General features: G+C 71.5%; 21 protein-coding genes. 6 read left to right on the top strand and 15 right to left on the bottom strand.

All coding sequences use genetic code 11. From position 1 onward, the window contains the following. Positions 1–61 precede the first annotated feature (61 nt). The gene (locus ACFWZH_RS11430) at positions 62–676 is read left to right on the top strand and encodes a TetR/AcrR family transcriptional regulator (RefSeq protein ID WP_384428115.1); all 615 of its coding nucleotides are present in this window, start codon (positions 62–64) and stop codon (positions 674–676) included. Here ACFWZH_RS11430 and ACFWZH_RS11425 read toward each other — a convergent pair. Next, complete coding sequence (locus ACFWZH_RS11425) at positions 658–1350, bottom strand: M23 family metallopeptidase (RefSeq protein ID WP_384428113.1); 693 nt, start codon at positions 1348–1350, stop codon at positions 658–660. The two genes, ACFWZH_RS11430 and ACFWZH_RS11425, sit on opposite strands and share 19 nt — an antisense overlap. A 571-nt stretch (positions 1351–1921) precedes the next feature. Here ACFWZH_RS11425 and ACFWZH_RS11420 point away from each other — a divergent pair. Further along, positions 1922–5164 carry an NACHT domain-containing protein gene (locus tag ACFWZH_RS11420; RefSeq protein ID WP_384428111.1) on the top strand — a complete coding sequence of 1081 codons (3243 nt, stop codon included), beginning with the start codon at positions 1922–1924 and terminating at the stop codon, positions 5162–5164. A 56-nt stretch (positions 5165–5220) separates the two neighbouring features. Continuing rightward, on the top strand, positions 5221–7791 hold the full coding sequence (locus ACFWZH_RS11415; RefSeq protein WP_384428109.1) for an NACHT domain-containing protein: 2571 nt from the start codon (positions 5221–5223) through the stop codon (positions 7789–7791). A gap of 226 nt (positions 7792–8017) precedes the next feature. Here ACFWZH_RS11415 and ACFWZH_RS11410 read toward each other — a convergent pair whose 3' ends face one another. Further along, positions 8018–10543, bottom strand: a complete 2526-nt coding sequence (locus ACFWZH_RS11410) for an ATP-dependent Clp protease ATP-binding subunit (protein ID WP_384428108.1) — start codon at positions 10541–10543, stop codon at positions 8018–8020. A gap of 498 nt (positions 10544–11041) precedes the next feature. Between ACFWZH_RS11410 and ACFWZH_RS11405 the strand changes: the two genes are divergently transcribed. Then, complete coding sequence (locus ACFWZH_RS11405) at positions 11042–11731, top strand: SCO3374 family protein (RefSeq protein ID WP_384428106.1); 690 nt, start codon at positions 11042–11044, stop codon at positions 11729–11731. Here ACFWZH_RS11405 and ACFWZH_RS11400 read toward each other — a convergent pair. The 10 genes from ACFWZH_RS11400 to ACFWZH_RS11355 all read right to left on the bottom strand — a co-directional run bounded on the left by ACFWZH_RS11400 (position 11662) and on the right by ACFWZH_RS11355 (position 20259). Beyond that, entirely contained in the window at positions 11662–11997 is a 336-nt protein-coding gene (locus ACFWZH_RS11400) for an Lsr2 family protein (RefSeq protein WP_384428204.1), read from the bottom strand. The genes ACFWZH_RS11405 and ACFWZH_RS11400 overlap by 70 nt on opposite strands. Before the next feature lie 156 nt (positions 11998–12153). Next, positions 12154–12672, bottom strand: a complete 519-nt coding sequence (locus tag ACFWZH_RS11395; protein WP_384428104.1) for an amino-acid N-acetyltransferase — start codon at positions 12670–12672, stop codon at positions 12154–12156. 9 nt (positions 12673–12681) lie between these two features. After that, the gene (locus tag ACFWZH_RS11390; protein WP_384428202.1) at positions 12682–13179 is read right to left on the bottom strand and encodes a BlaI/MecI/CopY family transcriptional regulator; all 498 of its coding nucleotides are present in this window, start codon (positions 13177–13179) and stop codon (positions 12682–12684) included. Positions 13180–13369: 190 nt separating this feature from the next. Further along, a complete protein-coding gene (locus tag ACFWZH_RS11385; protein ID WP_384428103.1) occupies positions 13370–13546 on the bottom strand; it encodes a hypothetical protein in 177 nt (58 codons plus the stop codon). Positions 13547–13608: 62 nt separating this feature from the next. Then, the gene (locus ACFWZH_RS11380) at positions 13609–14226 is read right to left on the bottom strand and encodes a hypothetical protein (protein ID WP_384428200.1); all 618 of its coding nucleotides are present in this window, start codon (positions 14224–14226) and stop codon (positions 13609–13611) included. 145 nt (positions 14227–14371) lie between these two features. Further along, complete coding sequence (locus tag ACFWZH_RS11375; RefSeq protein WP_384428101.1) at positions 14372–15169, bottom strand: type III pantothenate kinase; 798 nt, start codon at positions 15167–15169, stop codon at positions 14372–14374. Positions 15170–15174: 5 nt separating this feature from the next. Next, complete coding sequence (nadC, locus tag ACFWZH_RS11370; RefSeq protein WP_384428099.1) at positions 15175–16257, bottom strand: carboxylating nicotinate-nucleotide diphosphorylase; 1083 nt, start codon at positions 16255–16257, stop codon at positions 15175–15177. Further along, a complete protein-coding gene (locus ACFWZH_RS11365; protein WP_384428097.1) occupies positions 16254–18035 on the bottom strand; it encodes an L-aspartate oxidase in 1782 nt (593 codons plus the stop codon). The genes nadC and ACFWZH_RS11365 overlap by 4 nt, the downstream gene beginning before the upstream one ends. Then, the gene (gene panC, locus ACFWZH_RS11360) at positions 18032–19219 is read right to left on the bottom strand and encodes a pantoate--beta-alanine ligase (RefSeq protein ID WP_384428198.1); all 1188 of its coding nucleotides are present in this window, start codon (positions 19217–19219) and stop codon (positions 18032–18034) included. Before panC ends, ACFWZH_RS11365 begins: the two co-directional genes overlap by 4 nt. 11 nt (positions 19220–19230) lie before the next feature. Then, the gene (locus ACFWZH_RS11355; RefSeq protein WP_384428095.1) at positions 19231–20259 is read right to left on the bottom strand and encodes a Rossmann-like and DUF2520 domain-containing protein; all 1029 of its coding nucleotides are present in this window, start codon (positions 20257–20259) and stop codon (positions 19231–19233) included. Between the two features lie 343 nt (positions 20260–20602). Here ACFWZH_RS11355 and ACFWZH_RS11350 point away from each other — a divergent pair, with 343 nt between their 5' ends. Continuing rightward, positions 20603–21817, top strand: coding sequence for a threonine aldolase family protein (locus ACFWZH_RS11350; RefSeq protein ID WP_384428093.1), 1215 nt, complete (start codon positions 20603–20605; stop codon positions 21815–21817). Between the two features lie 204 nt (positions 21818–22021). Here the strand turns inward: ACFWZH_RS11350 and ACFWZH_RS11345 are convergent, their stop codons facing one another. After that, on the bottom strand, positions 22022–22777 hold the full coding sequence (locus ACFWZH_RS11345; RefSeq protein WP_384428091.1) for a GntR family transcriptional regulator: 756 nt from the start codon (positions 22775–22777) through the stop codon (positions 22022–22024). A 291-nt stretch (positions 22778–23068) separates the two neighbouring features. Further along, positions 23069–23374, bottom strand: a complete 306-nt coding sequence (locus ACFWZH_RS11340) for a hypothetical protein (RefSeq protein ID WP_384428089.1) — start codon at positions 23372–23374, stop codon at positions 23069–23071. A gap of 100 nt (positions 23375–23474) precedes the next feature. Here ACFWZH_RS11340 and ACFWZH_RS11335 point away from each other — a divergent pair, with 100 nt between their 5' ends. Next, complete coding sequence (locus tag ACFWZH_RS11335; RefSeq protein ID WP_384428087.1) at positions 23475–24584, top strand: DUF5937 family protein; 1110 nt, start codon at positions 23475–23477, stop codon at positions 24582–24584. A gap of 46 nt (positions 24585–24630) precedes the next feature. Here the strand turns inward: ACFWZH_RS11335 and ACFWZH_RS11330 are convergent, their stop codons facing one another. Continuing rightward, a complete protein-coding gene (locus ACFWZH_RS11330) occupies positions 24631–25323 on the bottom strand; it encodes a response regulator (RefSeq protein WP_384428085.1) in 693 nt (230 codons plus the stop codon). Positions 25324–25343: the final 20 nt, after the last annotated feature.

Genomic DNA, 25343 nt, shown 5'->3' with positions numbered 1-25343 from the left:
AGTTTCCTTGACGCCCACCCGGGCAGCCCTCTGACCAGTACCGACGACGCAGGAGAGCAGCATGAGCACACCGCAGGCGCGCAGGGGAAACACCCGCCAGCGCATTCAGGACGTCGCTCTGGAGCTGTTCTCCGAGCAGGGCTACGAGAAGACCTCGCTGCGTGAGATCGCCGAGAAGCTGGAAGTCACCAAGGCGGCGCTGTACTACCACTTCAAGACCAAGGAAGACATCGTCATCAGCCTGTTCCAGGACCTGACCAGCCCGATCGACGAGCTGATCGTCTGGGCCCAGGAGCAGCCGCGCACCCTGGAGACCAAGCACGAGCTGATCCGCCGCTACAGCGAGTCCCTGCGCGCGGCCGAGCCGCTCTTCCGCTTCATGCAGGAGAACCAGGCCGCGGTGCGCGACCTGAGCATCGGCGAGCGGTTCAAGGAGCGGATGCTGACCCTCTTCGGCCTGCTGAAGGAGCCCGATTCCGAGCTGTCGGATCAGGTGCGCTGCATCACGGCGCTGTTCTCCATGCACGCGGGCATGTTCGCGATGCAGAACGTCGAAGGCGACCCCGAGGAGAAGCGCAAGGCCATCCTCGAGGTCGCCACAGAACTGGTCACGGCGGCAAACCCGCCGAACCGCCGGCCAGTCCGGCCGGACTCAGCTCAGACGGAAGCGCCGTGAGCCCGCAGGAATCCGGTCGGCTCGATGCCCGTCCCGTAGTTGGGACCGGTACGGACCTCGAAGTGCAGGTGGGGGCCGGTGGAGTTGCCGGTGCTGCCGGACAGGCCGATCAGCTGGCCGGTGCCGACCCGCTGGCCGGGCTGGACGTTGATCTGTGACAGGTGCGCGTACTGGGTGTACATGCCGTTGTCGTGACGGATCACGATCGCGTTGCCGTACGCCGGGCCGTCGCCGCCACCCCACGGGCCGGCCTTGACGACGGTGCCCTTGTGGACGGACTTCACGGCGGTGCCGGTCGGCACGACGAAGTCCTGACCACTGTGGTTGTGCGACCAGTGGCTGCCGGCCAGGCCGAAGGTCGAGCCGAGGGTGTACTTCTCCACCGGCTTGCTCCAGGCGTTCGCCTTCTTGGCGGCGTCCTTCTTGGCCTTGGCCGCCTTCGCGGCCTTGGCGACCTTGGCCGCCTTGGCATCGGCGGCGGCCTTGGCCTGCGCGTCGGCCTGGGCGGAGACGGTCTTGCCGACGCCCGAGGTGAGGCCCAGCAGCCCGCCGTCGGCGGCGGAAGCGACACCGGCGCCGAGCGCGGCGGTCACACCGATACCGGCGGCGACAACGGCGGCGCGGTTACGCAGGACGGACTTCTTCGAATTACGTATGGCGGTGAACTTCGACATGCGGGTTTGCCCTCCGGAATGTGTTTGGTTTCCCGGCTGCGGACCGGGATCGCCATTCCTTGGTAACCCGCCCGAACCATCCCGCCAAAGGGGCTTTCTACTAAGCCGCCCCGTATTGGGAAGCGTGTGCTTCAGGCCCTTGCGCCGCCGATGATCGATCGAACGAAACCCTCTAAACAGGTCCATTTCGGACACGCTTGGCGCCTGCTATACCCGCTCTGATCAGGCTTTTTACCCTTACATGGCACGGGTGGTGCGCCGCTCGCCCCGCTCGTCGCCCGCCACCCCCGCGTCGGAGCCCGAAATCCCCCGCACCCCGGCTCCGCACTTCCCCTAATTCTTTTAGTAGGCCTCAAATCGCCTGTGCGTCATGTCACGCGCGAGCGAGATCGAATGCCTTTCCCGTGTGACCCGGGTTACTCGGCTATTTGTGACGTGGGTTACCCGGGGCCGCCGAACGTGCCCTTCGGGAGCCGGCGGAATGCCGAATTCCGTGACCGCCGCCACACCTTTTCCCGCTAATCTGGGCCGACGGCGTCGGCACCGGCCGCGGGGGAGGGCACAGCGCACGATGGACCCGTCAGCAGTGGGCGTCCGGCTCGCCTCCGGCGTGGTGGCGCCGCTGGTCAGGAAGCTGTTCGTCAAGGAGGGGCCGGGCGCCGGCCTGACCGCGGCACCCGTACGGCTCTCCGCGCTGGTGTCCTTCAAGGGCGAGAAGCGGACGCTGTCCGACAAGGACCTGCACCGCCTCGCCGCGGAGCTGGTGGACCGCGCCGTCCGCGCCGCCGGGCCCGGCGAACGCCCGGTCGGCGAGGACGAGCAGCAGGCCGTGGCCGACGCCCTCGCCACCACGCTGCGCGGCCTCGGCGACCTCGACATGGACGACGTACAGGCCGTGCGGCTGGGCTCCACCGCCCTGGCCGAGCGCCTGGAGGCGGCCGCCCCGCACGCCGTCCGCGGCCTGTCCCGGGACGCCGAGCTGCTGCACGCCACCCTGCTCGGCACCGCCTGCCTGCACATCGTCCACTTCTTCAGCCGGCGCTCGACCTTCGTGGCCCGCACCCTGGTCCAGCAGAGCCGCAGCCTGGACGACCTGATCACGGTGATCGACGAGTTCCTCGCCCGGTACCCCTCGCAGTCGGCGTCGGACACCGCCTTCGAGCGGAGCTACCTCGCCTACGTGGCGCGCAAGCACAGCCGGCTCACCATCTACGGCATCGACCTGGCCGACTCCCCGGACCGGTGGCCGCTGGACGCGGCGTACATGAGCCTGGAGGCGACGGCGTCGGGCGCGCGCGAGGTCAACCCCCTCGGCGGCCCCTGGGCCGAGGACGACCTCCGTCCGATCGGCCCGTCCGCTCCCGTCCCCGCCGACCAGGCCCTGGCCGGCCGCGACCGGGTCCTGCTGCGCGGCGTCGCGGGCTCCGGCAAGAGCACCCTGGTCCAGTGGCTGGCCGTCTCCTGCACCAAGGCCCCCGCTCAGGCGCCCCTCCCCCACCTCTACGGCCGCATCCCCTTCGTCCTCCCGCTGCGCACTCTCACCCGCGACGGCGCGCCGCTGCCCACCCCGGACCGCTTCCTCGCCGCCGTCGGCTGCCCGGTCTCCGGGTCGCAGCCCGGTGGCTGGGCCGACCGCGTCCTGTCCTCCGGGCGGGCGCTCCTCCTCGTCGACGGCCTGGACGAGATCCCCGACCGCGAGCGCGAGCAGGCCCGCCGCTGGCTGCGCGATCTGCTCGACGCGTTCCCGGACAACCGGTGGCTGGTCACCACCCGCCCCTCCGCCGTACGTGACGACTGGCTGGCCTCCGACGGCTTCGGCGAGCTGACGCTGTCCCCCATGCGCGGCACCGAGGTCGCCGCGTTCATCGGCCGCTGGCACGATGCGGCCCGCTGCGACGCCGAGGACAGCGAACGCCTCGACGCCTACCAGCAGTCCCTGCTGGCCGCCGTCCACACCAAGCAGGACCTCGCGCGCCTGGCCACCAATCCCCTCATGTGCGGGCTGATCTGCGCGCTGCACCGCGACCGCCGCGGCTATCTGCCCACCGGCCGCAAGGAGCTGTACGACGCGGCGCTTGCGATGCTGCTCTCCCGCCGCGACCGCGAACGCGACATGGCCGCCCCCACGGGCATCGAGCTGAGCGACGAGCCGCAGATCCAGCTGCTGCAGCGGCTGGCGTACTGGCTCATCCGCAACGGCCGTACGGAGCTGGACCGGGAGCGGGCGGAGCGGATCATCGGCGATGCGCTGCCGGCGGTTCCGGCGGCGGCGGAGCAGGGCTCGGCGCCGGACGTCCTGCGGCATCTGCTGCTGCGCAGCGGGCTGCTGCGCGAGCCGGCGCCGGGCTCGGTCGAGTTCGTCCACCGCACGTTCCAGGACTACCTGGGGGCGAAGGCGGCGGTCGAGGACGGGGACTTCGGGCTGCTGGTGGCACATGCGGAGGACTCCCAGTGGGAGGACGTGCTGCGGATGGCGGTGGCGCACGCCCGGCCGCGTGAACGGGCGGACTTCTTACGCGGGTTGCTCGCCCGCGGCGACGGCGCCGGGAGCGACGCCGCCCGCCTGCGCGTCCACCTCCTGGCCATGGCATGCCTGGAGCACGCCACGGAACTCGATCCGCGCGTACGCCAGGAGGTCAACGGGCGGGCGCGGGCGATTCTGCCGCCGCGCAACCGCGAGGAGTCTGAGCTGCTGGCGGGGGTGGGACCGCTTGTGCTGGAGCTGCTGCCCGGCCCGGACGGGCTGGAGGATGACGAGGCCCAGGAGGTGGTGGCGACCGCCTCGCTCATCGGCTCGCACGCGGCGCTGGAGATCCTCAAGCGCTTCCGCGGCCACCCTGCGCTGGGCGTCCGGCTCCAACTCGGCACACGCTGGGAGGCGTTCGACACCGACCGCTACGCCCAGGAGATCATCCGGCAGCTGTCCCCCGACACGCCCGTTACCGTCGTCACCGACGGCGAACTGCACGCGCTCAAGGCCCTCGGCGGCCGGCCGCGCATGACGGTGAACGGTCCCTTCACCGACCGTGAGCTCCTCGACGGACTGCACATCGAGCAGATCACCCATCTGACCCTGATGAACAACCCGGAGATCAGCAGCCTCGCCTTCCTCCGGAGGTTCACCGCACTGGAATCGCTGACGCTCCAGGACTGTCCCGCCGTCGAGAGCATCGCCCCGGCCGCGGACCTGCCCCTGCACACACTGGCGGTGAGCGGACCGGACGGCTCCAAAGTGGCTGCCCCGCGCGGGCTCTCTCACCTGCGCCACACCAAGAACCTGACGCTCCTCGTACCGCTCCCGCCGGAGGGGCTGGATGCCCTGCCGGTGAACGCCCCGTTGGTCAACCTCACCCTCGGACACCCGATCGGCTCCGCGTTCACACAGGTGACCTCGTGGCCCGGCTTGCGAAGGCTGCAACTGCAGCGCATCACCGACGATTTCGCCGAGGAAGAGTGGCGGGCACTGGGCCACCTCACCGAGCTGGAGTTCCTCTCCTTCGGCCTGGCGGAGGAGAGCACCGCCCTGCGCATTCCCGCCGGTCTCGAGCTGCCCCAGGTCAAGCACCTCAGCCTCCTCAACTGGCCGCGCCTGCCCGCGTCCGACCTGGCCGACGTGCTGCGCACCGCCCTCCCCGCCTTCCCCGGCGTCCGCACACTTCAGCTGTACGGCATGATCGACGCCCCCATCGCCCTTCCCCCGTTGACCTCCCTGCCCGACCTCCAAGAGGTCCACCTCTCCTACCTCCACCCCGCGCCCGGCCACCCCCTCCCTCCCGGTACCAAACTGACTGTCTTCCCGCGCCGCCGCACGTAGGCTGGAGGGCACTCCTCAACCGCCCGGCCCAGCACCGCAGTTACGGGAAGCAGCCCATGGATCCCTCCGCCCTTGCCGCCCGCCTGGCGCCGCGCGCCGTCGACCCGCTGATCCGCAGGCTCTTCCGCACCGACGGGCCGGCCGCCGAGCTGGCCGACCGGCCGGTGCGGATCTCCCGCCTGGTCTCCTTCGCCGGTGAGAAGCCGGTGCTGACGGAGCGGGAGCTTGACGGCCTCGCAGCGGCACTGGTCGAGCTGGCGACCGGCGGGGAGGAGCCGGCCCTGGCGACCGCCGTGGCCCGCAGCCTCCGGGCGCTCGCCGACATCGAGATGGACGACGTCGACGCGGCCCGGCTGCTGCCCGCCGAGTTCGCCCGCCGGCTGTGCGAGGCCGTGCCGGGCGTCACCGCGTCCCTGACCGGCGACGCCGCCCGGACACACGGCCTCCTCATGGACGCCGCGGCCCTGCACGTCCTGTACTTCCTCACCCAGCGCTCTACGTACCTCGCCCGCACCCTCGTCGAGCAGACCCGTACCCTCGCCGAGCTGGTCCACGGGCAGCGCGCCGCCGCCCCGCCACCGGCCCGCGGCGACCGGGCCGCCGCGGACGCCGTCTTCGAGGCGCGCTACGCCCAGGACACCGCCGCGCTCCACAACCACCTCACGATCTTTGGCATCGACCTCGCCCACTCCCCCGACAGCTGGCCGCTGGACGCCGCCTATCTGGGGCTGCAGTGCGAGTCCGGCTCCCCGGACGGCCGTGAGGGCGCCGATCAGGACGACCCTCCGCTCCCCGCCGAGCAGGCGCTGTCCGGCCGCGACCAGGTCCTGGTGCGCGGGGTGGCCGGGTCCGGCAAGACGACGCTGCTGCAGTGGCTGGCCGTCGCCACCGCCCGCGACGAGCTGCCCGAGGCGCTGGCGGCGCTGCGCGACCGGGTCCCGTTCCTGCTGCCGGTGCGCCGCTTCGCCCGCGAGGGCCTGCCCTCCCCGGAGACGTTTCTGAGTGCCGTCGGCTACGGGGACGCCGAGGCGGCGCCGGACGGCTGGGCCCGGCGGGTGCTCGGCGCCGGGCGGGCGCTGCTGCTGGTCGACGGGCTCGACGAGGCCCCGGAGGGCGACCGCGAGCAGCTGCGCGGCAAGCTCGGCGAGTGGGCCGCCCGGTACCCGGGGAACGTCTGGATCGTCACCTCCCGGCCGTCCGCCGTGCCCGCCGGCTGGCTCGCCGCGGAGGGGTTCGGCGAGGTGTCGCTGGCGCCGATGAGCCGTGAGGACGTGGCCGCGTTCATCCAGCGCTGGCACCGTGCGGCCGCCCAGCAGAGCCCGGCGGATCTCGACCGGCTCGGCCATTACGAGCGGACGCTGCTCAACGCCGTACGCATCACCCGCGATCTGGGGCGGCTGGCGACCAATCCGCTGATGTGCGGGCTGCTGTGCGCCCTGCACCGCGATCGCCGCGGCTATCTGCCCAACGGCCGCAAGGAGCTCTACGACGCGGCGCTGTCGATGCTGCTGGAGCGGCGCGACCGGGAGCGGGCGATGGTCGCCACCGACGGTGTGGAGCTGACCCGGCAGCCCAAGATCCAGCTGTTGCAGAAGCTCGCTCACTGGATGCTGGTCAACGGTCGTTCGGAGATGGATCAGGCGACGGCCGTCGACACCCTGGCCCGGCATCTGCCCGCCATTCCGGACGCGGCCCGCCAGGGCGGCCCGCAGGAGGTGTTCAGGCATCTGCTGAACCGGACCGGGCTGCTGCGTGAGCCCACGCCCGGCACCGTCGACTTCGTGCACCGCACGTTCCAGGACTACCTGTCCGCCCGCGCCGTCGTTCAGCGGCACGACTTCGCCCTGCTGCTGGACCATGCGCACCACGACGCCTGGGAGGACGTCATCCGGATGGCCGTGGCGCTGGCCCGGCCCGATGAGTGCGCGGCCCTGCTCGACGGGCTGCTCGCGCCGCATGCGGGCGTACGGGCCGCCGAGGCCCGGCACCGCAAGCTGCTGGCGGCGGCCTGTCTGGAGCACGCCACCGAGCTGGATCCGGCGGTCCGGGCGCGGGTGCGGCGTTTCACCCGCGACATGGTGCGCCCCAGCACGCCGTCGGCGGCCCGCGCCCTGGGCTGGATCGGGCCGATCGTGCTGGAGATGCTCCCCGACCCGGCCGAGGCCTCCGACAGTGAGGCCCGTCTGCTCGCGATCACCGCCACCTCGATCGCGGACGATATGGCGATCGACTATCTGGTGGGGCTGCGCGAGCGGGCGCATCACGACATCCGGGCGCAGCTCGCCGGGGCCTGGCGCCGCTATGACACGGCCCGCTACGCCCGCGAGATCATCGCCCGTCTCGAACCGGCCGAGTTGTATTTCCCGGTCTGTGACCTGGAGGAACTGCATGCGCTGCGCCGGCTGGGCGGGCGTCCGCATCTGCGGCTCGACGGGTATTTCACCCCCGATCAGCTGATCGAGGGCATCGCTCCGGCCGAGGGCCTGACCCGGCTGTGGCTCGCCTACGACCTGGGGGGCTCCATGGAGTGGCTGTCGGCCTTTCCGAATCTCGACACGCTCCGGATCGGCCGCCGTATTCCGCCGGTGAACGGCGTTCCCGACGGCATTCGCATGGTGCGGATGTAGCGGGCGGCCGGGGGAGGCGAAGGGGCGCCGATACGTTTGGCGCATTCGGTGACCGAAAATAGCCCCTGGTGTGCATACCGGGCCGCTTTCTCCGCTCCGCAATCCCGCAGAACGGGAAAAGGGACTGCCCCGGAATCGTTTCGTACGATTCCGGGGCAGTCCCTTATGTGCCCTATGCGCCCTTTGCGGGATACGCGCTCGGGGCGCGATCCGCTCAGGCGCCCTTTCAGGCGTCCTTGCTCAGGTTCGGGCCCGAGCCGCCGGCGGCGGACTCGATCGGCGGGGCGTCGGGCAGGGCCGACTTCTCCTCGCCGCGGAAGGTGAACTTGGCGGTGTCACCCTCGCCCTCGACGTCGACGACCACGATGTGGCCCGGACGCAGCTCGCTGAAGAGGATCTTCTCCGAGAGGGCGTCCTCGATCTCGCGCTGGATCGTGCGGCGCAGCGGACGGGCGCCGAGCACCGGGTCGTACCCGCGCTTGGCCAGCAGCGACTTGGCCTCGCCGCTGAGCTCGATGCCCATGTCGCGGTCCTTGAGCCGCTCGTCCACCTTGGCGATCATGAGGTCGACGATCTGGATGATGTCTTCCTCGGTCAGCTGGTGGAAGACGACGGTGTCGTCGACACGGTTGAGGAACTCGGGGCGGAAGTGCTGCTTGAGCTCTTCGTTGACCTTGTTCTTCATCCGCTCGTAGCTGGACTTGGTGTCGCCCTGGGCCGCGAAGCCGAGGTTGAAGCCCTTGGAGATGTCCCGCGTGCCGAGGTTGGTCGTCATGATGATGACCGTGTTCTTGAAGTCCACGACCCGGCCCTGGGAGTCGGTCAGGCGACCGTCCTCCAGGATCTGCAGCAGCGAGTTGAAGATGTCCGGGTGGGCCTTCTCGACCTCGTCGAAGAGCACGACGGAGAACGGCTTGCGGCGCACCTTCTCGGTGAGCTGGCCGCCCTCTTCGTAGCCGACGTAGCCGGGAGGCGAGCCGAACAGCCGCGAGACCGTGTGCTTCTCGCTGAACTCCGACATGTCGAGGGAGATCAGCGCGTCCTCGTCGCCGAAGAGGAACTCCGCCAGCGTCTTGGACAGCTCGGTCTTACCGACACCGGACGGGCCGGCGAAGATGAACGAGCCACCGGGACGCTTGGGGTCCTTCAGGCCGGCGCGGGTACGGCGGATGGCCTGGGAGAGCGCCTTGATGGCGTCCTTCTGGCCGATGACGCGCTTGTGGAGCTCGTCCTCCATGCGGAGCAGACGCGAGGACTCCTCCTCGGTGAGCTTGAAGACGGGGATGCCGGTGGCCGTGGCCAGGACCTCGGCGATCAGCTCCTCGTCCACCTCGGCGACGACGTCCATGTCGCCGGCCTTCCACTCCTTCTCCCGCTTCGCCTTCGCGGCCAGGAGCTGCTTCTCCTTGTCGCGCAGGCCCGCGGCCATCTCGAAGTCCTGCGAGTCGATCGCGGACTCCTTCTCCCGGCGCACATCGGCGATCTTCTCGTCGAATTCGCGCAGGTCCGGCGGTGCGGTCATACGGCGGATCCGCATCCGGGAGCCGGCCTCGTCGATCAGGTCGATCGCCTTGTCCGGCAGGAAGCGGTCGGAGATGTAGCGGTCGGCGAGGGTGGCCGCGGCGACCAGCGCGGAGTCCGTGATGGACACGCGGTGGTGGGCCTCGTAGCGGTCCCGCAGACCCTTGAGGATCTCGATGGTGTGCGGCAGCGACGGCTCCGCGACCTGGATGGGCTGGAAGCGGCGCTCGAGGGCGGCGTCCTTCTCCAGGTGCTTGCGGTACTCGTCGAGCGTCGTGGCACCGATGGTCTGCAGCTCGCCTCGCGCCAGCATGGGCTTGAGGATGCTGGCGGCGTCGATCGCGCCCTCGGCGGCACCCGCACCCACCAGGGTGTGGAGCTCGTCGATGAACAGGATGATGTCGCCGCGGGTGCGGATCTCCTTGAGGACCTTCTTCAGGCGCTCTTCGAAGTCACCCCTGTAGCGGGAGCCGGCGACCAGGGCACCGAGGTCGAGGGTGTAGAGGTGCTTGTCCTTGAGGGTCTCGGGCACCTCGCCCTTGACGATGGCCTGCGCCAGGCCCTCGACGACCGCCGTCTTGCCGACGCCGGGCTCGCCGATGAGGACCGGGTTGTTCTTGGTGCGGCGCGACAGCACCTGCATGACGCGCTCGATTTCCTTCTCGCGCCCGATGACCGGGTCGAGCTTGGTCTCGCGAGCGGCCTGCGTGAGGTTGCGGCCGAACTGGTCCAGGACCAGGGAGGTCGAGGGCGTGCCCTCGGCGGGGCCGCCGGCGGTGGCGGCTTCCTTGCCCTGGTAGCCGGAGAGCAGCTGGATGACCTGCTGCCGCACCCGGTTGAGATCGGCGCCCAGCTTCACCAGGACCTGGGCTGCGACGCCCTCGCCCTCGCGGATCAGGCCGAGCAGGATGTGCTCGGTGCCGATGTAGTTGTGGCCGAGCTGGAGGGCCTCGCGGAGCGACAGCTCCAGGACCTTCTTGGCACGGGGAGTGAAGGGGATGTGACCGGACGGAGCCTGCTGGCCCTGCCCGATGATCTCCTCCACCTGCTGGCGGACCGCCTCGAGCGAAATCCCGAGGCTCTCCAGGGCCTTAGCGGCGACACCCTCACCCTCGTGGATCAGGCCCAGGAGGATGTGCTCGGTGCCGATGTAGTTGTGGTTGAGCATCCGGGCTTCTTCCTGAGCCAGGACGACAACCCGCCGCGCACGGTCGGTGAACCTCTCGAACATCGTTAATCGCTCCTCAGAGCGGTCAGGCAGTTAGGGGTCGGTCCCCTCCCTGTCCTTCCGCATGCTAGTCCCGCGGGGCGGGACAGCTCATTCCAACTGCCGACACCCGTCCGGATCACCCCCGCTCCGGCGGGGAAATTTACTGCCGAACAGCTGACATCTGCTCCAACTCGATGGTGCGAGACGATGTTCCCGCAGGCCAGGCATATACGCCCTTGGCCACTACGCCCGTGGCGAACGCGCCGCTTTGCGACACGCCGCCCGCATCCCGCCATCGGCCGGGTCGAGGCGCCTCGTGCGCCGGTCACACCGTCTCTTCCCACTGAGACTGTCTTACCCGCTGCCACTGACACTCCATGCGGCGCGGGCCGCTTCCATCCGCTACGGGCGAACATCCGCGCGCCACCGAATGCCCCGCCACGCCTCTTCTGCGAATACGCTCCGTCTCCGCATACCTACCCAGCGTAACTTCCCGGGTGGTGGGCAGTTGCACCGGGCATGGCCCGCGTGCTTCCGCGCCCCCGCAGCCCTCTCGACCACGTCCGCAGCTGGTACGAGGACGAGCTGGGCTGGCCGACCACCGGATCCGAGCCGGTCGAGCTGCTGACGGGGCTGCGCTTCGACGTCCTGGAGATGCCGGCCGACGCGGGCCGCGCCGTCCTGCGGCGCTGGCCGCGGACCGGCCCGGTGGCGCTCCTGCGGACCGGAGGCGACGGGAAGCAGCCCTCTGATCGGCCGAAATTGCTCATGCTCATCGCGGCCGGCGGTGCCGAGGAACTCCCGGGAATCCTGGAATGGCTGGAGTGGGGTTCCCTCGCCTCGGATCTCACGGCGCGAGGAGCCGGGGACCGGATGCCGGCGCCGTCGTTCCCCACTGGCACGTCACCGGCATCGCCGTCCTGCGGATTCGGCGCGCGGGAGGCCGCGGGATGGGTGCGACCTCCCCGGCCCGGGTACGAGGCGGAGAATTCCCTGCCCACCACGGGGCTCGGGGCAGGAATCGGGGACGGTGGGGGCGTCCCCGACCTCGTACGACTCGTGAGCGCGGCGGCGACACAGTGCCACCGTGCCCGGTTGTTGCATGCTGGTAATGCCCAATCGGACCGCGCCTACGGCGATCAGCCGTTGGCCTTCTCGAATGCCTCGCGAATGTCGGCGGGGACACGGCCGCGGTCATTGACGTTGTAGCCGTTCTCCTTCGCCCAGGCGCGGATCTTCGCGGTGTCCTGGCTGGCGCCGGAAGCCACCGCACGCGCCTTGCCGCGACCCGCGGAACGCCCACCGGTACGGCGACCGGCCTTCACGAACTCTGCGAGCGACTCACGCAGCTTCTGCGCGTTGGTGTCGGAGAGGTCGATCTCGTAGGACTTGCCGTCGAGAGCGAACGTCACCGTCTCCTCCGCCTCGCCGCCGTCGAGGTCGTCGACAAGAAGAACCTGAACCTTCTGTGCCACCGGTTTCCCTTTCATCGAATGCGGATTACGACGGAAAGCAAACCGCTTTTCCGGGAAAAACACAAACCCTTGGGTAGGGTTCACTTGCCCGCAGACCGGGGAACACATGCTTCCGTAGCCATGAGATAGGGGAGCGATTCGGACATAGAACACTCATCACAGGTGCAGAAGCATCCGGCTGTTACCCAGGGTGTTGGGCTTCACTCGTTCGAGGCCGAGGAACTCGGCAACGCCCTCGTCATAGGAACGCAGCAGCTCGCTGTAGACATCACCGTCTACGGGAGCCTCGCCGATCTCCACGAAGCCGTGCTTGCCGAAGAACTCGACTTCGAAGGTGAGACAGAAAATGCGCCGCACTCCCAGCCAGCTGGCGGTGCGCAACAGCTTGTCGAGCACTTGGTGGCCGACGCCGGAGCCCTTCAGCTGCGGGTCCACGGCCAGGGTGCGGACCTCGGCCAGGTCTTCCCACATGACGTGGAGTGCGCCGCAGCCGACGACCTCGCCGTCTTCGTCGCGCTCGGCGACCCAGAACTCCTGGATGTCCTCGTAAAGCGTGACGGTGGCTTTGTCGAGCAGGATCCCGTCGCGTGAGTAGGCGTCGATGAGACGGCGTACGGCCGGCACATCGCTGGTCCTGGCGCGGCGAACGGTGAGGCCTTTTGAATGCGGAGGCATGCCGGGACGCTATCGCCCCTTGCCGCCCGCGCCCGCCCCGGGTTCATCCCCTTCGGAGGATCCGCCTTCCCCGTCGGCTTCCGGCGCGGCTTGTGCTTCGCCTTCTTCGGCCGGCGCGGGCCGCGGGGCCGCTTCCACCTGTTGTTCCGTGCCTTCCGCGGCTTCCGGGTCTTCGGCCGGTTCGTCGGCCTGCACCATCCGTACGGCATCGCGCAGGGCATGTCGCTGTTCCGGCGACATCATGCCGAAGAAGGCCACAAGAGCGGCCGCGGGGTTGTCACTGGCGGACCATGCCTCGTTCATCAGTGCGGCCGCGTAGGCGGCACGAGTGGAGACCGCCTCATATCGATAGGCGCGGCCTTCTGCTTCGCGACGCACCCAGCCCTTCTGATGGAGGTTGTCCAATACGGTCATGACCGTTGTGTAGGCGATCGACCGTTCCTTCTGCAGATCTTCCAGGACTTCTCGAACGGTGACCGGGCGGTTCCACTCCCAGACCCGCGTCATGACCGCGTCTTCCAGATCACCCAATGGTCTCGGCACACAAGAACAATAGTGGGAGATGTCGCGAATGCCCGTTGATCTCGTTGCGTTTGCGCCGTCCCGTGTGCCGGGCCGGAAAAAAGATGTACGGCCCGGGACGGTGGGTCCCGGGCCGTGACAGTGCGTGCGGGCCGCCCGAATGGCGGCGGGCGGTTCAGGCGCCGTGCGCGCTGGGCTCCGCGGCGGACTCGGCGCGGGCCAGTGCGGCGTCCACGGCGGCGTCCTCCTTGGACTTGTTCTCCCCGCCCTGGCTCTTGATGATCGTCACGATCAGGGCGGTGAAGGCCACGGCCATCACCACGGGCGGGAGCAGCGCTGCGACGTAATCCATGGCGTATGGCCTCCCCATAGGGCGTAAGCAACCAAAAGCTACGCAGCCAGGGTACGCAGCGCTCAGGCGGTGCGGTTCTCGGGGGGCGGGGCGGGCTTGCGGCGGGGCGGGAAGACCTCGCCCGGGGTGGGGATCGGGCGGTCCGGGCGGGGGGCCTTGGGCTGCGGCGCCGGGGCGGGTGCCGGCTTCCGCTCGGGTTTGGGCTTGCGCGACGGGTCCGGCTCGCCCCCGCTGCGGGGCCCTGAGCGGCCGCCTGGCAGCGCGCGGAGCCGGACCCGTACGGATTGTTCGGCGAGCTGCTCGCAGTGGCGCAGCAGGGCGCTGCGGCGTTCGTGCTCGGCGGCCCCGATGTGCCGGGCGCACAGCGCGCGCAGGGCGGCGAGGTCGTCGGCATCGGGGGTGTAGCCGGCCGTCAGCGCCTCCTTCAGGTGCGCGAGGTAGCCGACGGCGGCGCCGGGCAGGGCTTCGCGGTAGCGGACGAGGTCGGCGAGCAGGAAGGCGCGCAGCCGGCCGCCTTCGCACATCGCCTCGTCGACCGCCTCGGCCAGCCGGAGGTATTCCTGGACGTCCTGCGGCCACTCCGGGCCGGGGGCGGCGGGCGGGGCGGCGCGGTCCGCCGTCTGGAGGGCATGGGCGAGGGCGCGACGGAGCACACGCAACTCATCGGCGCTGAACGCCATGCCGCCGCGGGTTCCGTTTGGCATTGGCATATGGCGACTTTACGACCGTTTTCGACAAAAGCCGCTTAATTCGTGAACGGTGGCGCGGCAGCGAGCCGCACCACGGTCCACCGGCCCGGTGTTCCGGCCCGCGCTCCGGCCCCGCTCAGGACCGGGCGATGTTCCGCTCGTAGACCAGTCGCAGCCCGATGAGCGTGAGCCAGGGCTCGTGCGCGTCGATCACCGAGGATTCGCCGAGCACCATCGGTGCCAGCCCGCCGGTGGCGATCACGGTGACCTCGTCCGGGTCCTCGGCCAGTTCCCGCGCCATCCGCTGGACCACGCCGTCGACCTGGCCGGCGAAGCCGTAGAGGATGCCGGACTGCATCGCCTCGACGGTGTTCTTGCCGATGACGCTGCGCGGCCGGGCGAGTTCGATCTTGCGGAGCTGGGCGCCCTTGACGCCGAGCGCGTCCACGGAGATCTCGATGCCCGGCGCGATGACGCCGCCGACGTACTCGCCGCGCGCGCTGACCGCGTCGAAGGTGGTGGCCGTACCGAAGTCGACGACCACCGCGGGACCGCCGTAGAGCTCGACCGCCGCCAGGGCGTTGATGATGCGGTCGGCGCCGACCTCCTTGGGGTTGTCCATCAGGATCGGCACGCCCGTCTTGACGCCGGGCTCCACCAGGACGGCGGGCACATCGCCGTAGTAGCGGCGGGTGACCTCGCGCAGCTCGTGCAGGACGGAGGGCACGGTGGAGCAGATGGCGATGCCCTCGATGCCGTCGCCCAGGTCGTCGCCGAGCAGCGGGTGCATGCCCATCAGGCCCTGCAGGAGGACGGCGAGCTCGTCGGCGGTGCGGCGGGCGTCGGTGGAGATCCGCCAGTGCTCGACGATCTCCTCGCCGTCGAAGAGGCCCAGAACGGTGTGGGTGTTGCCCACGTCAATGGTCAGCAGCATGGCGGTCAGCGGCCCTCACGCAGGTCGTCTCCGGAGCCCGCCCCGGCGGCCCCGTCCGCGCCGTCGCTCTCGTCCTCGCGCAGGTCGAGGCCGATGTCGAGGATCGGGGAGGAGTGGGTCAGGGCGCCCACGGCCAGGTAGTCGACGCCGGTCTCGGCGTAGGCACGGGCGTTGGCGAGGGTCAGGCGCCCGGAGGACTCCAGCATCGCGCGGCCCGCCACCAGGTCCACGGCCTCCTTGGTCTGCTCCGGGGTGAAGTTGTCGAGCAGGATCAGGTCGGCGCCCTCGGCCAGGATCGGCGGGATCTGGTCGAGCCGGTCGACCTCCACCTCGATCGGCACACCGGGGAACTCGGCCCGTACGGCCGTGAACGCCGCGGCCACTCCGCCCGCCGCGACCACGTGGTTGTCCTTGATCAGCGCCGCGTCCGACAGCGACATCCGGTGGTTGACGCCGCCACCGCAGCGCACCGCGAACTTCTCCAGGGCGCGCAGCCCCGGCGTCGTCTTCCGGGTGTCGCGGACCCTGGCCTTGGTGCCTTCGAGGGCGTCGGCCCACCTGCGGGTCGCGGTCGCGATGCCCGACAGCCGGCACAGGATGTTCAGCGCGCTGCGCTCGGCGGTGAGCAGGTCGCGGGTGCGGGTGGTGACGGACAGCAGCTTGGCGCCGGCCTCGACCCGGTCGCCGTCCTCGACGTGCCGCTCAACGGCGAACTCGTCGGTGCACACGATGGACAGCACCGCCTCGGCGATCCGCAGCCCGGCGACCGTACCGGCCTCGCGGGCCGTGAAGTCGGCGGTGGCGACCGCGTCTTCGGGGACGGTGGCCACCGTCGTGACGTCGACGCCCTGGTCGAGGTCCTCCTCGACGGCGAGGTGCGCGATGTCCTCGACCTGTACGGGGTCCAGGCCGGCGTTCACCAGGAGGGCGGCCAGGTCGGGGTCGAGGCCGCAGGTCAGCGGGTCGATCTCGTACGAGCCGTCGTCGCCGCCGGCACAGCCGCAGGCGTCGCCGCAGCCTCCGCCGGTGGGGGCGCCGCCGGTGGGCCCGCCGATCTGGAGGAGGGGGAGGTCTTCGGGCGTGCTCACGGGTTCGGCTCCGTTTCGGGAAGGGTGGCGGGGAAGTCGGGCGAGTCGGATATGCCGCTGACGGCCACGGTGTGGGGCGGGCGGTAGGTGACCATGTAGTGGTGCTGGTAGAGGTCGTCCCGGCGCTCGGGGAAGTCCTCGCGCCAGTGGCAGCCACGGGTCTCCTCGCGGCTCCGGGCACTGGCCACCAGCACCCGCGCGACGAGCAGGAGGTTGGTCGTCTCCCACGCCTCCACGCCGGGCTCGACCGCCTTGTGCTCCCCGGCGCCGACCGCGTCCTCGGCGCCGACCGCGTCCGGGCCGTCGGCCTCGCGCTGCAGCCGGAGGAGCGCCTTGGTCGCCTCCATAAGGCTCTGCGCCGACCGCAGCACTCCGGCGCCCGCGGTCATGGCCCGCTGGATCCTGATCCGTGCCTCGGGGGCGAGCAGCGGCGCGCACGGGCCCTGCGGTGCGACGGGCGGCTCGGGCGTGCGAACCGGGCGGGCGGTGATGTCGGCGGCGATCCGCTCCGCGAACACCAGCCCCTCCAGGAGGGAGTTGGAGGCGAGCCGGTTCGCGCCGTGCACGCCGGTGCAGGCGACCTCGCCGCACGCGTAGAGGCCGGGCACGGTCGTCCGGCCGTGCAGGTCGGTGCGGACTCCGCCGGAGGCGTGGTGCGCGGCGGGCGCGACCGGGATCGGCTCGGTGACCGGGTCGATGCCGTGGGAGCGGCAGGCCGCCAGGATGGTCGGGAAGCGTTGCTCCCACATCTGCGCGCCGAAGTGCCGGCCGTCCAGGTACATGTGGTCGGTGCCCTGCTCCTGGGCGCGGCGCGTGATGCCCTTGGCGACGATGTCGCGCGGCGCCAGTTCGGCCAGCTCGTGCCGGCCGACCATGAAGCGGGTGCCGTCGGCGTCGACGAGGTGTGCGCCCTCGCCCCGTACGGCCTCGGAGATCAGCGGCTGCTGGCCCTCCGCTTCCGGGCCCAAGTACAGGGCCGTGGGGTGGAACTGCACGAATTCGAGGTCCGAGACCTCGGCGCCGGCGCGCAGGGCGAGGGCCACGCCGTCGCCGGTGGAGACGGCCGGGTTGGTGGTCGCGGAGAAGACCTGCCCCATGCCTCCGGTGGCGAGGACCACGGCGGGGGCGTGGACGGCGCCGACGCCGTCGTGCTGGCCCTCGCCCATGACGTGCAGGGTGACGCCGGAGGTGCGGCCTTCGGCGTCCTTGAGCAGGTCCAGGACGAGGGCGTTCTCGATGGTGCGCAGTCCGGCGGCGCGCACCGCCTCGACCAGCGCGCGGGAGACCTCGGCCCCGGTGGCGTCGCCGCCGGCGTGCACGATGCGGCTGCGGTGGTGGCCGCCCTCACGGGTGAGCGCTATCTCGTCGCTGCCCGGTGCGGTGTCGAAGCGCGCACCGGTGCCGATCAGCCGGTTGACGGCGTCCGGGCCTTCGGTGACCAGGGTGCGTACGGCCACCTCGTCGCAGAGTCCGGCGCCCGCGACCAGGGTGTCGGCCAGGTGCTGCTCGGGGGTGTCGCCGTCGCCCAGGGCCGCCGCTATGCCGCCCTGCGCCCAACGGGTGGAGCCGTCGTCCAGGCGGGCCTTGGTGACGACGACGGTCCGGCGGCCGGCCGCGGCGCAGCGCAGGGCGGCGGTCAGCCCGGCCACGCCGGAGCCCACGACGACGACGTCCGCCTCGATGGCCCAGCCGGGGGCGGGGGCGTTGAGACGTATGCCGGTGCCTGGTACGGGGCCGGTTCCTGCTCCGGTGGCAGGGCCTGTTCCAGTGGCGGTCATCGGGTCACTCCGAGGGGGCCTTGGGGGGTGGTGGGCGGTGTGGCGGGTGCGGCGGACGTGCCGGGGGCGCCGGGGTCCGGCATCGTCCCGCCGGAGCGGGGCGCTGCCCGGTGGGCGGCCTCGTCCTGTGGGGGCGGGGCTCCGAAGACGAGACGGATGTTGTCGATGAGGCGTGTGGTGCCCACCTTGGCGGCCACCGCGAGGATGCCCTCGCCCTGGTAGCCGTCCGGGATCTCGGTGAAGTCCGACGGATCGACCAGTGCCAGGTAGTCGAGCGCGAGCGGCGGGTCGAGGTGGGCGGCGTCCTCCAGGACCGCGCGGGCCGCGGCGCGCGCCACGGACGGCCCGTGCGGCGGGCCCGCGGCGGCGTAGGCGACGGCGTGCGCGTCGGCGGCGGCGCGGTCCTCGCCGATCGCGGCCAGTGCCGCGGAGCGGTCCTGTGCCGGGTGGCCGGCGGAGGCGGCGCGGGCGCGCAGCGCCTCCTCGGCGGTGAGCCGGTCGCGGGCCGCGAACAGGGCCGCGGAGAGCGCCAGCGCGGTGCGCCGCTCCGGGGAGGACAGGTAGCGGTTGCGGCTGGAGAGGGCGAGGCCGTCGTCCTCGCGCACCGTGGGGACGCCGACGATCTCGACGGGGAAATTCAGGTCGGCCGCCATCCGCGTGATGACGGCGAGCTGCTGGGCGTCCTTCTCGCCGAAGAACGCGATGTCCGGCGCGGTCAGATGCAGCAGCTTGGCGACGACGGTGAGCACGCCGTCGAAGTGGCCGGGGCGGCTGGCACCCTCCAGGCGGGTGCCCATGGGGCCCGCGGCGATCCGGATCTGCGGCTCACCGCCCGGATAGACCTCCTCGACGGACGGGGCGAAGACCACCTCCGCACCGGCCGCCACGGCCAGCTCGACGTCCGCGTCCAGGGTCCGCGGGTAGCGGTCGAGGTCCTCGCCCGCCCCGAACTGCAGCGGATTGACGAAGACGGTGACGACGACCTGCCCGTCCGGCCCGACCCGGCGGCGGGCGGTGCGGACCAGGGTGGCGTGCCCCTCGTGCAGCGCCCCCATGGTCATGACGACGGCGCGCGCGCCGCCTCGGCGCGGCAGATCGCGCAGCGCGGCGGCGGTGTGCAGGAGGGGGGCGGGGTGCGCCGGTGCGGGATCCGGGGACGGCTGCGGTGCCGGCGTCGGGCTCACGGGCGAGGAGGTCACCGGTCGCCTCCTTCAGGGCCGTGGTCGGGGGTGTCGGGGGTGTCGGGGCCTTGTCCCGGGGTGCCGGGGTCCGGGTCGGCCGTACCGGGGGCGGCTGCGCCGGAGGCGGGGCCGGGGCCGTCGCCGGCGTCCGCGAGCACGTCGAGGAGGTCCTCGGCCAGTTCCGGCTTCAGCAGGCCGTGGGCGAGCGCCCGGTCCGCGGTCGTACGGGCCATGGCGAGATAGCCCGCGACGCTCTGCGGCGCGTGCCGGCGCAGCTCGGCGACATGGGCGGCCACGGTGCCGGCGTCACCCCGCGCGACCGGTCCGGTCAGCGCGGCGTCACCGGAGCGCAGCGCGTTGTCCAGCGCCGCGCCGAGCAGCGGGCCGAGCATTCGGTCCGGGGCCTGCACGCCCGCGTCGCGCAGCAGCTCCATCGACTGGGCCACGAGCGTGACCAGGTGGTTCGCGCCGATCGCGAGGGCCGCGTGGTAGAGCGGACGGGAGGATTCCGCGATCCACTCGGGTTCCCCGCCCATCTCGATGACCAGCGCCTCGGCGGCCATCCGCAGCTCATCGGGGGCGGTCACCCCGAACGAGCAGCCGGCCAGCCGCTGGATGTCCACGGAGGTGCCGGTGAACGTCATGGCCGGGTGCAGGGCGAGCGGCAGCGCACCGGCCCGGGTGGCCGGGTCCAGCACCGCCGTCCCGTAGCGCCCCGAGGTGTGCACCAGCAGCTGGCCCGGCCGTACGGCGCCGGTCTCCGCAAGGCCGCTCACCAGGCCCGCGAGGGCATCGTCGGGAACGGTCAGCAGGACGAGGTCGGCGCGGGCGAGCACCTCGGCCGGGGTGACCAGCGGGACGTCGGGCAGCAGCTCGGCGGCACGCCGTACGGAGGCGTCGGAGACTCCCGAAACGGCGACCGGGCGATGCCCTGCGAGCTGCAGCGACGCGGCGAGGGCGGGCCCGACACGGCCTGCGCCGACGACTCCGACGGTCAGCCGGGCGGGGCGGTCCTGGGCCTCGATGGGTGTGGTTGCGTTCACGCGGCGATGGCCTTCCGTTCCAGTCCGCGGGGGGTACCGGACGATTCCTCGCCATGCTACGCGAGTGCTTCCGGCGTGCTTCAGTGCTGTACCGAGGGTGAGACGGGGGTCCTCTCGCGAGAGTTATCCACAGGGGTCGCGGGCCCGCGACGGGCTGGGTCATGATCGGTGCATCGGCGCGCGGAAGGCCCGAGAAAAGGGCAGGCGAGCCGGCGGAACGAGCACGGCAGGGGGACGGATGAAGCGCACGACGCAAACAGGGGACGGGGCTCCGGACGGGGCCGCGCGAGACGCCTCGGGCAGTACCCCTTCGGAGGGGGACACCGGCGCAGACGCCGGCACTGTGACCGATTCCGGCAGGGGAATCGACGCGGACTCGGACGAGCTCCATGGCGCCGCCCCGGTCGAGCGGGATCGGATGCTCGCGGCGTTCCGCGGCTCGGAGCGGGTACTGCCGGGCGGCGCACCCGTCGAGACCGTCCGCGAGCGGTTGAAGCGCCTGGTGGCCGACGCTCCCGCCGCATACGACCTGGACGACTGGGTCGATGTCTACGGCAACGACGACGGCATAGTCGGCGAACTGGAGCGCCGGACGGCCGAAATCCTGGGCACCGAGGCCGCCGCCTTCTTCCCGACCGGCACGATGGCCCAGCAGGTGGCGCTGCGCTGCTGGGCGGGGCGTACGGGCAATGCGACGGTCGCCGGTCACCCCCGCTCCCATCTGGAGGTGCATGAGCGCGATGCCTACGCGGTGGTCAGCGGGCTGCGCATGGTGCATCCGACCGGCGCTCCCCGGCTGCCGACCGCCGCCGAGATATACGACCTCCAGGAGCCGTTCGGCACCCTCGCCCTCGAACTCCCGCTGCGGGACGTCGGATTCACGCTGCCCACCTGGGAGGAGCTGACCGCTGTGGTGGCGGCGGCCCGGGACCGCGATGCGGTGGTGCACTTCGACGGCGCACGGCTGTGGGAGTGCGGCCGGCACTTCGGCCGCTCCCTCCCGGAGATCGCGGCCCTCGCGGACAGCGTGTACGTCTCGTACTACAAGTCGCTCGGCGGCATATCGGGCGCCGCGCTCGCCGGCAGCGAGGACTTCGTGGCGGAGGCGCGCGCCTGGCGACACCGTTACGGCGGCCAGCTGTTCCAGCAGTGGCCGACCGCGTTGGCCGCACTGGCCGGTCTGGACCACGAGTTGCCACGGCTGCCCGGGTACGTGGCGCACGCCGAGGTCGTGGCGCGGGCGCTGCACGACGGTCTGACCGAGGCGGGTGTGCCGTGGTTCAGGGTGCACCCGCAGGTCCCGCACACCCACGAGTTCCAGCTGTGGCTGCCGTATCCGCCCGCGGCGCTGAACGAGGCCGTGGTCCGGCAGGCGGAGGAGGCCAGGACGACGCTGTTCCGCAAGTGGTTCGCGCCGGATCTGGCCGGACCGCCCGGGGTGGCGATGACCGAGATGACGGTCGCCGCCTCCGCCATGGAGTGGACGGCCGCGGACGTGCAGAGGGCGGTCGTGGAGTTCGTGGGCTATGTGGGGAGGGTGACGGGGACAGCCTCCTAGCCATGGGCCGGCCCGCACGGGCGCGGACCGGGCGCGCCGGGCGGACCAGGCGGGCCGGGCGCGGACTTCGCCCCGGGCACGACCGGGGGCGGATACCGCGGCCCGCCCCCGGCATCCCGGAGCACGCGTCGCGTCGCGCGTCCGGACACCGTGGCCGCCGTCGGCCCGGCCTCCCAGGGCTGCGCACTCAGCGGATGAACCGGCTCAGGCGTCGAAGTCGTACTCCAGCACATAGGCCGACGAGTCGAGCGTCATCTCGTTGACCTCAACCGCGCGCCCCTCCTCGGTCACCGCCGTACGACTGATGAGGATCACGGGCGTGCCGGAGGGCAGCCGCAACCGCTCGGCCTCACCTGTCGAGGGCATGCGGACCCGCACCTCCTCCCGGAAGCGCACCGGTCCCGCACCCAGTTCCGCGAGCCGGGCATAGATCCCGCCAGGCCCGCTATCGGGTTGGGTGATCGCCGACCCCGCCACCAGATCGGCCGGGAGGAAGGACGTGGAGAGCAGCACGGGTTTCCCGTCGAGCACGAAGCGACGTCTGCGCACACAAACAGCCGCACCCGGCGCGATGTCGAGCCGTGCCGCAACGGAGTCGCCCGCCCGCTCTTCGCCGGTGGTGGCCTCGTCCACCACCAGGTCCCGATCAGGCACATCGGCCGACCAGACGGAGTGCCCGGCGCCCCAGTGCTCCTGTGCCAGGCGAGGAATCCCGCGCCGCCGGATCGGCCGGAAACTCCGCACGAACACCCCAGCCCCCTTACGGGACTCGGCCAGCCCCTCGGAACGCAGCACTCCCAGCGCCTGACGCGCCGTCATCCGCGCGACGCCGTGCTCGGCCATCAGGTCGTTCTCTCCGGGCAGGCGATCGCCCGGCTGGTATGCGCCTGAGGCGATGGCCTGCTTCAAAGCCTCGGCGATCCGCTGGTACTTGGGCCACTGCTTGTCCTGGCCAACCATGGCGGCGCTTCCCTCCTGGCGATCTCTAGACATCCTAGAGAGGCGTTCGAGTCGCCTGATGACGGCATCATCGCGACAGGCATTCGCATCTCCAGAGAGGAGTTGACGCTGCTCGACGAAAGGGCCACCGCCCACGAACTGTGCTACCTCGCCCGCTGCTTGAGAGACGCCCTCGGTGACACCCTGCGCGTCGCCCGCAGCCGGGGGCATCGGCTCGGGGGTGCCCAGCGTCGCTCCGGTACCGGTGCCGGAGCACTGGGGCCTGTCCGGCCCTGGCTCATCAGGCAGGGCTCAGGCACGGAGCAGGCCGTTGCCGTCCCGGGTGGTCGGCTCCGGCGAGCGGTTCTCGGCCGGGGTGGGAGCGAGTGGGTGGGCGGCGGGGCGGGGGCGGGGGAAGCCCGGGACGGTTGCGCGTACGGCCCGCCGGATCCGCTCCAGCCCCCACCCCTGCGTTCCGAAGACCACGTCCTGGAAGCGTCGCCACTGGCGGATCTCCTGAGCGGTACGGACGGTGTGGAACCCCGGAGCGGGTGGGGTGGCCTCGGCTTGTTGGGCGGTGCGGTAGGTGTCGAGGAGGTGTTGCTGGATGGCGTCCATGGGTCCCACTGTGGGGTGGTCCGGCCGGCTGGGGCGCGTCGATTGACGGGAGCCGTCAATCGACGACCGTGCAGGTCGCGGGCTCGCGCATGATGGTTCCATGGCCAACGTCATCGACATCACCGGGCTGCCGGCGGAGCGCGTCGTCTTCTCCCCCTCGCCCCTGGCGGAGCTGAGCGCCGCGCTGCACGCGCTGTCCGAGCCGGGGCACCACCCCGGGCTGCACGGCTGGGTCACCGCCACCAACGCGGCGCTGAAGACCGACCTGGCCGACCGGCTGTGCGAGGCGGATTTCCTGTGGCGCTCCTCCCGCTCCGACATCCTGCTGCCGGCCCGTCCCGGGGCGACGCTGGCCGAGGACCTGGACGAGCTGGACAAGATCGACGATGAGCGGTTCGTGGCCGCCGCGTTCGAGATCTCCTGCTCGCCGAAGTACACCCATCTCACCCCCTCGCCCCTCGTCGACGCGGACGAGCGGGCGCGCGTACGGGAGATGGCCGCCGCGCGGGGCCCCCGGCAGGCGGCCTTCACCGATCGGATGCTGACCGATCCCGACGGCCTGCGGGTGTGGCTGCGCCGGCTGTTCGAGGACTGCGAGGAGGCGTTCTTCGGGGACATCTGGCGGCGGGTGGGCATCCAACTGGCCGCGGACGCCCGGCACAAGACCGAGCTGCTGCGCCGCAAGGGCCTGGCCGAGACGCTGCCGGCGACGTCGGCGGCGCTGTCGCTGGAGGAGGCGCAGGACGGCAGCGGCGGCGTACGGATCGTGATCGACAAGCTGGCCGGCGGCCGTACGACGGCGTATGCGAGCCCCGCGGACCCCGGCGTCACGTTCCTGCCGACGTCGTTCGGCTGGCCGCATCTGGTGTTCAGCCATGCGCCGGGGTGGCGTCCGGTGATCCAGTACCCGGTCGCCAGCCCGGAGTTGCCGGCGCCGGCCGCGCTGGAACTCGTACAGCAGCGGCTGGAGGCGCTGGCACACCCGATGCGGATGCAGCTGTGCCGCACGCTGTCGCGGGGGCCGCACACGACGGGGGAGCTGGCGAACGCGTACGGCATCACCCCGCCGGAGGTGTCGCGCCATGTCGCGATGCTGAAGAAGGCCGGGCTGATCCAGACGCGGCGCCGTGGGCGCTATGTGCTGCACCAGCTGGACCTCCAGGTGGTGGCCCGGCTGGGCAGCGACTTCCTTGAAGGCGTGCTGCGTTGAGGGAGCCCGCTCGGCTGGGCGCCCGCTTGGCTAGGCGCCCAATCCGCTAGGCGCCCGTTCCCCCTGACCCGCCCGCCCGTACCAGCCCCGTCTCGTATGCGAGGACCACTGCCTGGACCCGGTCGCGCAGGCTCAGTTTGGTGAGGATCCGGCCGACATGGGTCTTGACGGTGGCCTCCGACAGCACCAACCGGGCCGCGATCTCACCGTTCGACAGGCCCTGGGCGACCAGCAGCAGCACCTCCCGCTCGCGTTCGGTCAGCCGCTCCAGCTCGGGCCGGGACGGCTCGGCGGAGGTGGCGGGCAGCATCGGCGTGAAGCGGTCGAGGAGCCGGCGGGTGGTGGACGGCGCGACGACCGCGTCGCCGCTCTCCACCGCCCGGATGGCGGCGAGCAGTTCGTCCGGCGGCACGTCCTTGAGCATGAAGCCGCTGGCGCCGGCCTTCAGCGCGGAGAAGGCGTATTCGTCCAGGTCGAAGGTGGTCAGGATGAGCACCTTCGGGGCGCCCTCCTTCTGCCCGCCCTCGCAGATCCGGCGGGTGGCCTCCACCCCGTCCAGATGCGGCATGCGGACGTCCATGAGGATCACGTCGACCTTGGTGGAGCGCAGCACCTCCAGAGCCTCCACGCCGTCACCCGCTTCGGCGACGACCTCCATGTCGGGCTGCGCGGCCAGCACCATCCGGAAGCCGGTGCGCAGCAGCACCTGGTCGTCGACGAGCATCACGCGGATGGTCATGGCGTGGGGATCCCTTCAGA

It is taken from the genome of Streptomyces sp. NPDC059008 (assembly GCF_042749045.1).
Taxonomy (GTDB): Bacteria; Actinomycetota; Actinomycetes; order Streptomycetales; family Streptomycetaceae; genus Streptomyces.
Note: the sequence above shows the minus strand (reverse complement) of the source record. Positions and strands in the feature narration are given on the sequence as shown.

Coding starts and splice junctions, on each gene's coding strand:
- ACFWZH_RS11430 (WP_384428115.1), top strand. CDS start 62: ATGAGCACACCGCAGGCGCGCAGGGGAAACACCCGCCAGCGCATTCAG.
- ACFWZH_RS11425 (WP_384428113.1), bottom strand. CDS start 1,350: ATGTCGAAGTTCACCGCCATACGTAATTCGAAGAAGTCCGTCCTGCGT.
- ACFWZH_RS11420 (WP_384428111.1), top strand. CDS start 1,922: ATGGACCCGTCAGCAGTGGGCGTCCGGCTCGCCTCCGGCGTGGTGGCG.
- ACFWZH_RS11415 (WP_384428109.1), top strand. CDS start 5,221: ATGGATCCCTCCGCCCTTGCCGCCCGCCTGGCGCCGCGCGCCGTCGAC.
- ACFWZH_RS11410 (WP_384428108.1), bottom strand. CDS start 10,543: ATGTTCGAGAGGTTCACCGACCGTGCGCGGCGGGTTGTCGTCCTGGCT.
- ACFWZH_RS11405 (WP_384428106.1), top strand. CDS start 11,042: ATGGCCCGCGTGCTTCCGCGCCCCCGCAGCCCTCTCGACCACGTCCGC.
- ACFWZH_RS11395 (WP_384428104.1), bottom strand. CDS start 12,672: ATGCCTCCGCATTCAAAAGGCCTCACCGTTCGCCGCGCCAGGACCAGC.
- ACFWZH_RS11390 (WP_384428202.1), bottom strand. CDS start 13,179: ATGACGCGGGTCTGGGAGTGGAACCGCCCGGTCACCGTTCGAGAAGTC.
- ACFWZH_RS11385 (WP_384428103.1), bottom strand. CDS start 13,546: ATGGATTACGTCGCAGCGCTGCTCCCGCCCGTGGTGATGGCCGTGGCC.
- ACFWZH_RS11380 (WP_384428200.1), bottom strand. CDS start 14,226: ATGGCGTTCAGCGCCGATGAGTTGCGTGTGCTCCGTCGCGCCCTCGCC.
- ACFWZH_RS11375 (WP_384428101.1), bottom strand. CDS start 15,169: ATGCTGCTGACCATTGACGTGGGCAACACCCACACCGTTCTGGGCCTC.
- ACFWZH_RS11365 (WP_384428097.1), bottom strand. CDS start 18,035: ATGACCGCCACTGGAACAGGCCCTGCCACCGGAGCAGGAACCGGCCCC.
- ACFWZH_RS11345 (WP_384428091.1), bottom strand. CDS start 22,777: ATGGTTGGCCAGGACAAGCAGTGGCCCAAGTACCAGCGGATCGCCGAG.
- ACFWZH_RS11340 (WP_384428089.1), bottom strand. CDS start 23,374: ATGGACGCCATCCAGCAACACCTCCTCGACACCTACCGCACCGCCCAA.
- ACFWZH_RS11335 (WP_384428087.1), top strand. CDS start 23,475: ATGGCCAACGTCATCGACATCACCGGGCTGCCGGCGGAGCGCGTCGTC.
- ACFWZH_RS11330 (WP_384428085.1), bottom strand. CDS start 25,323: ATGACCATCCGCGTGATGCTCGTCGACGACCAGGTGCTGCTGCGCACC.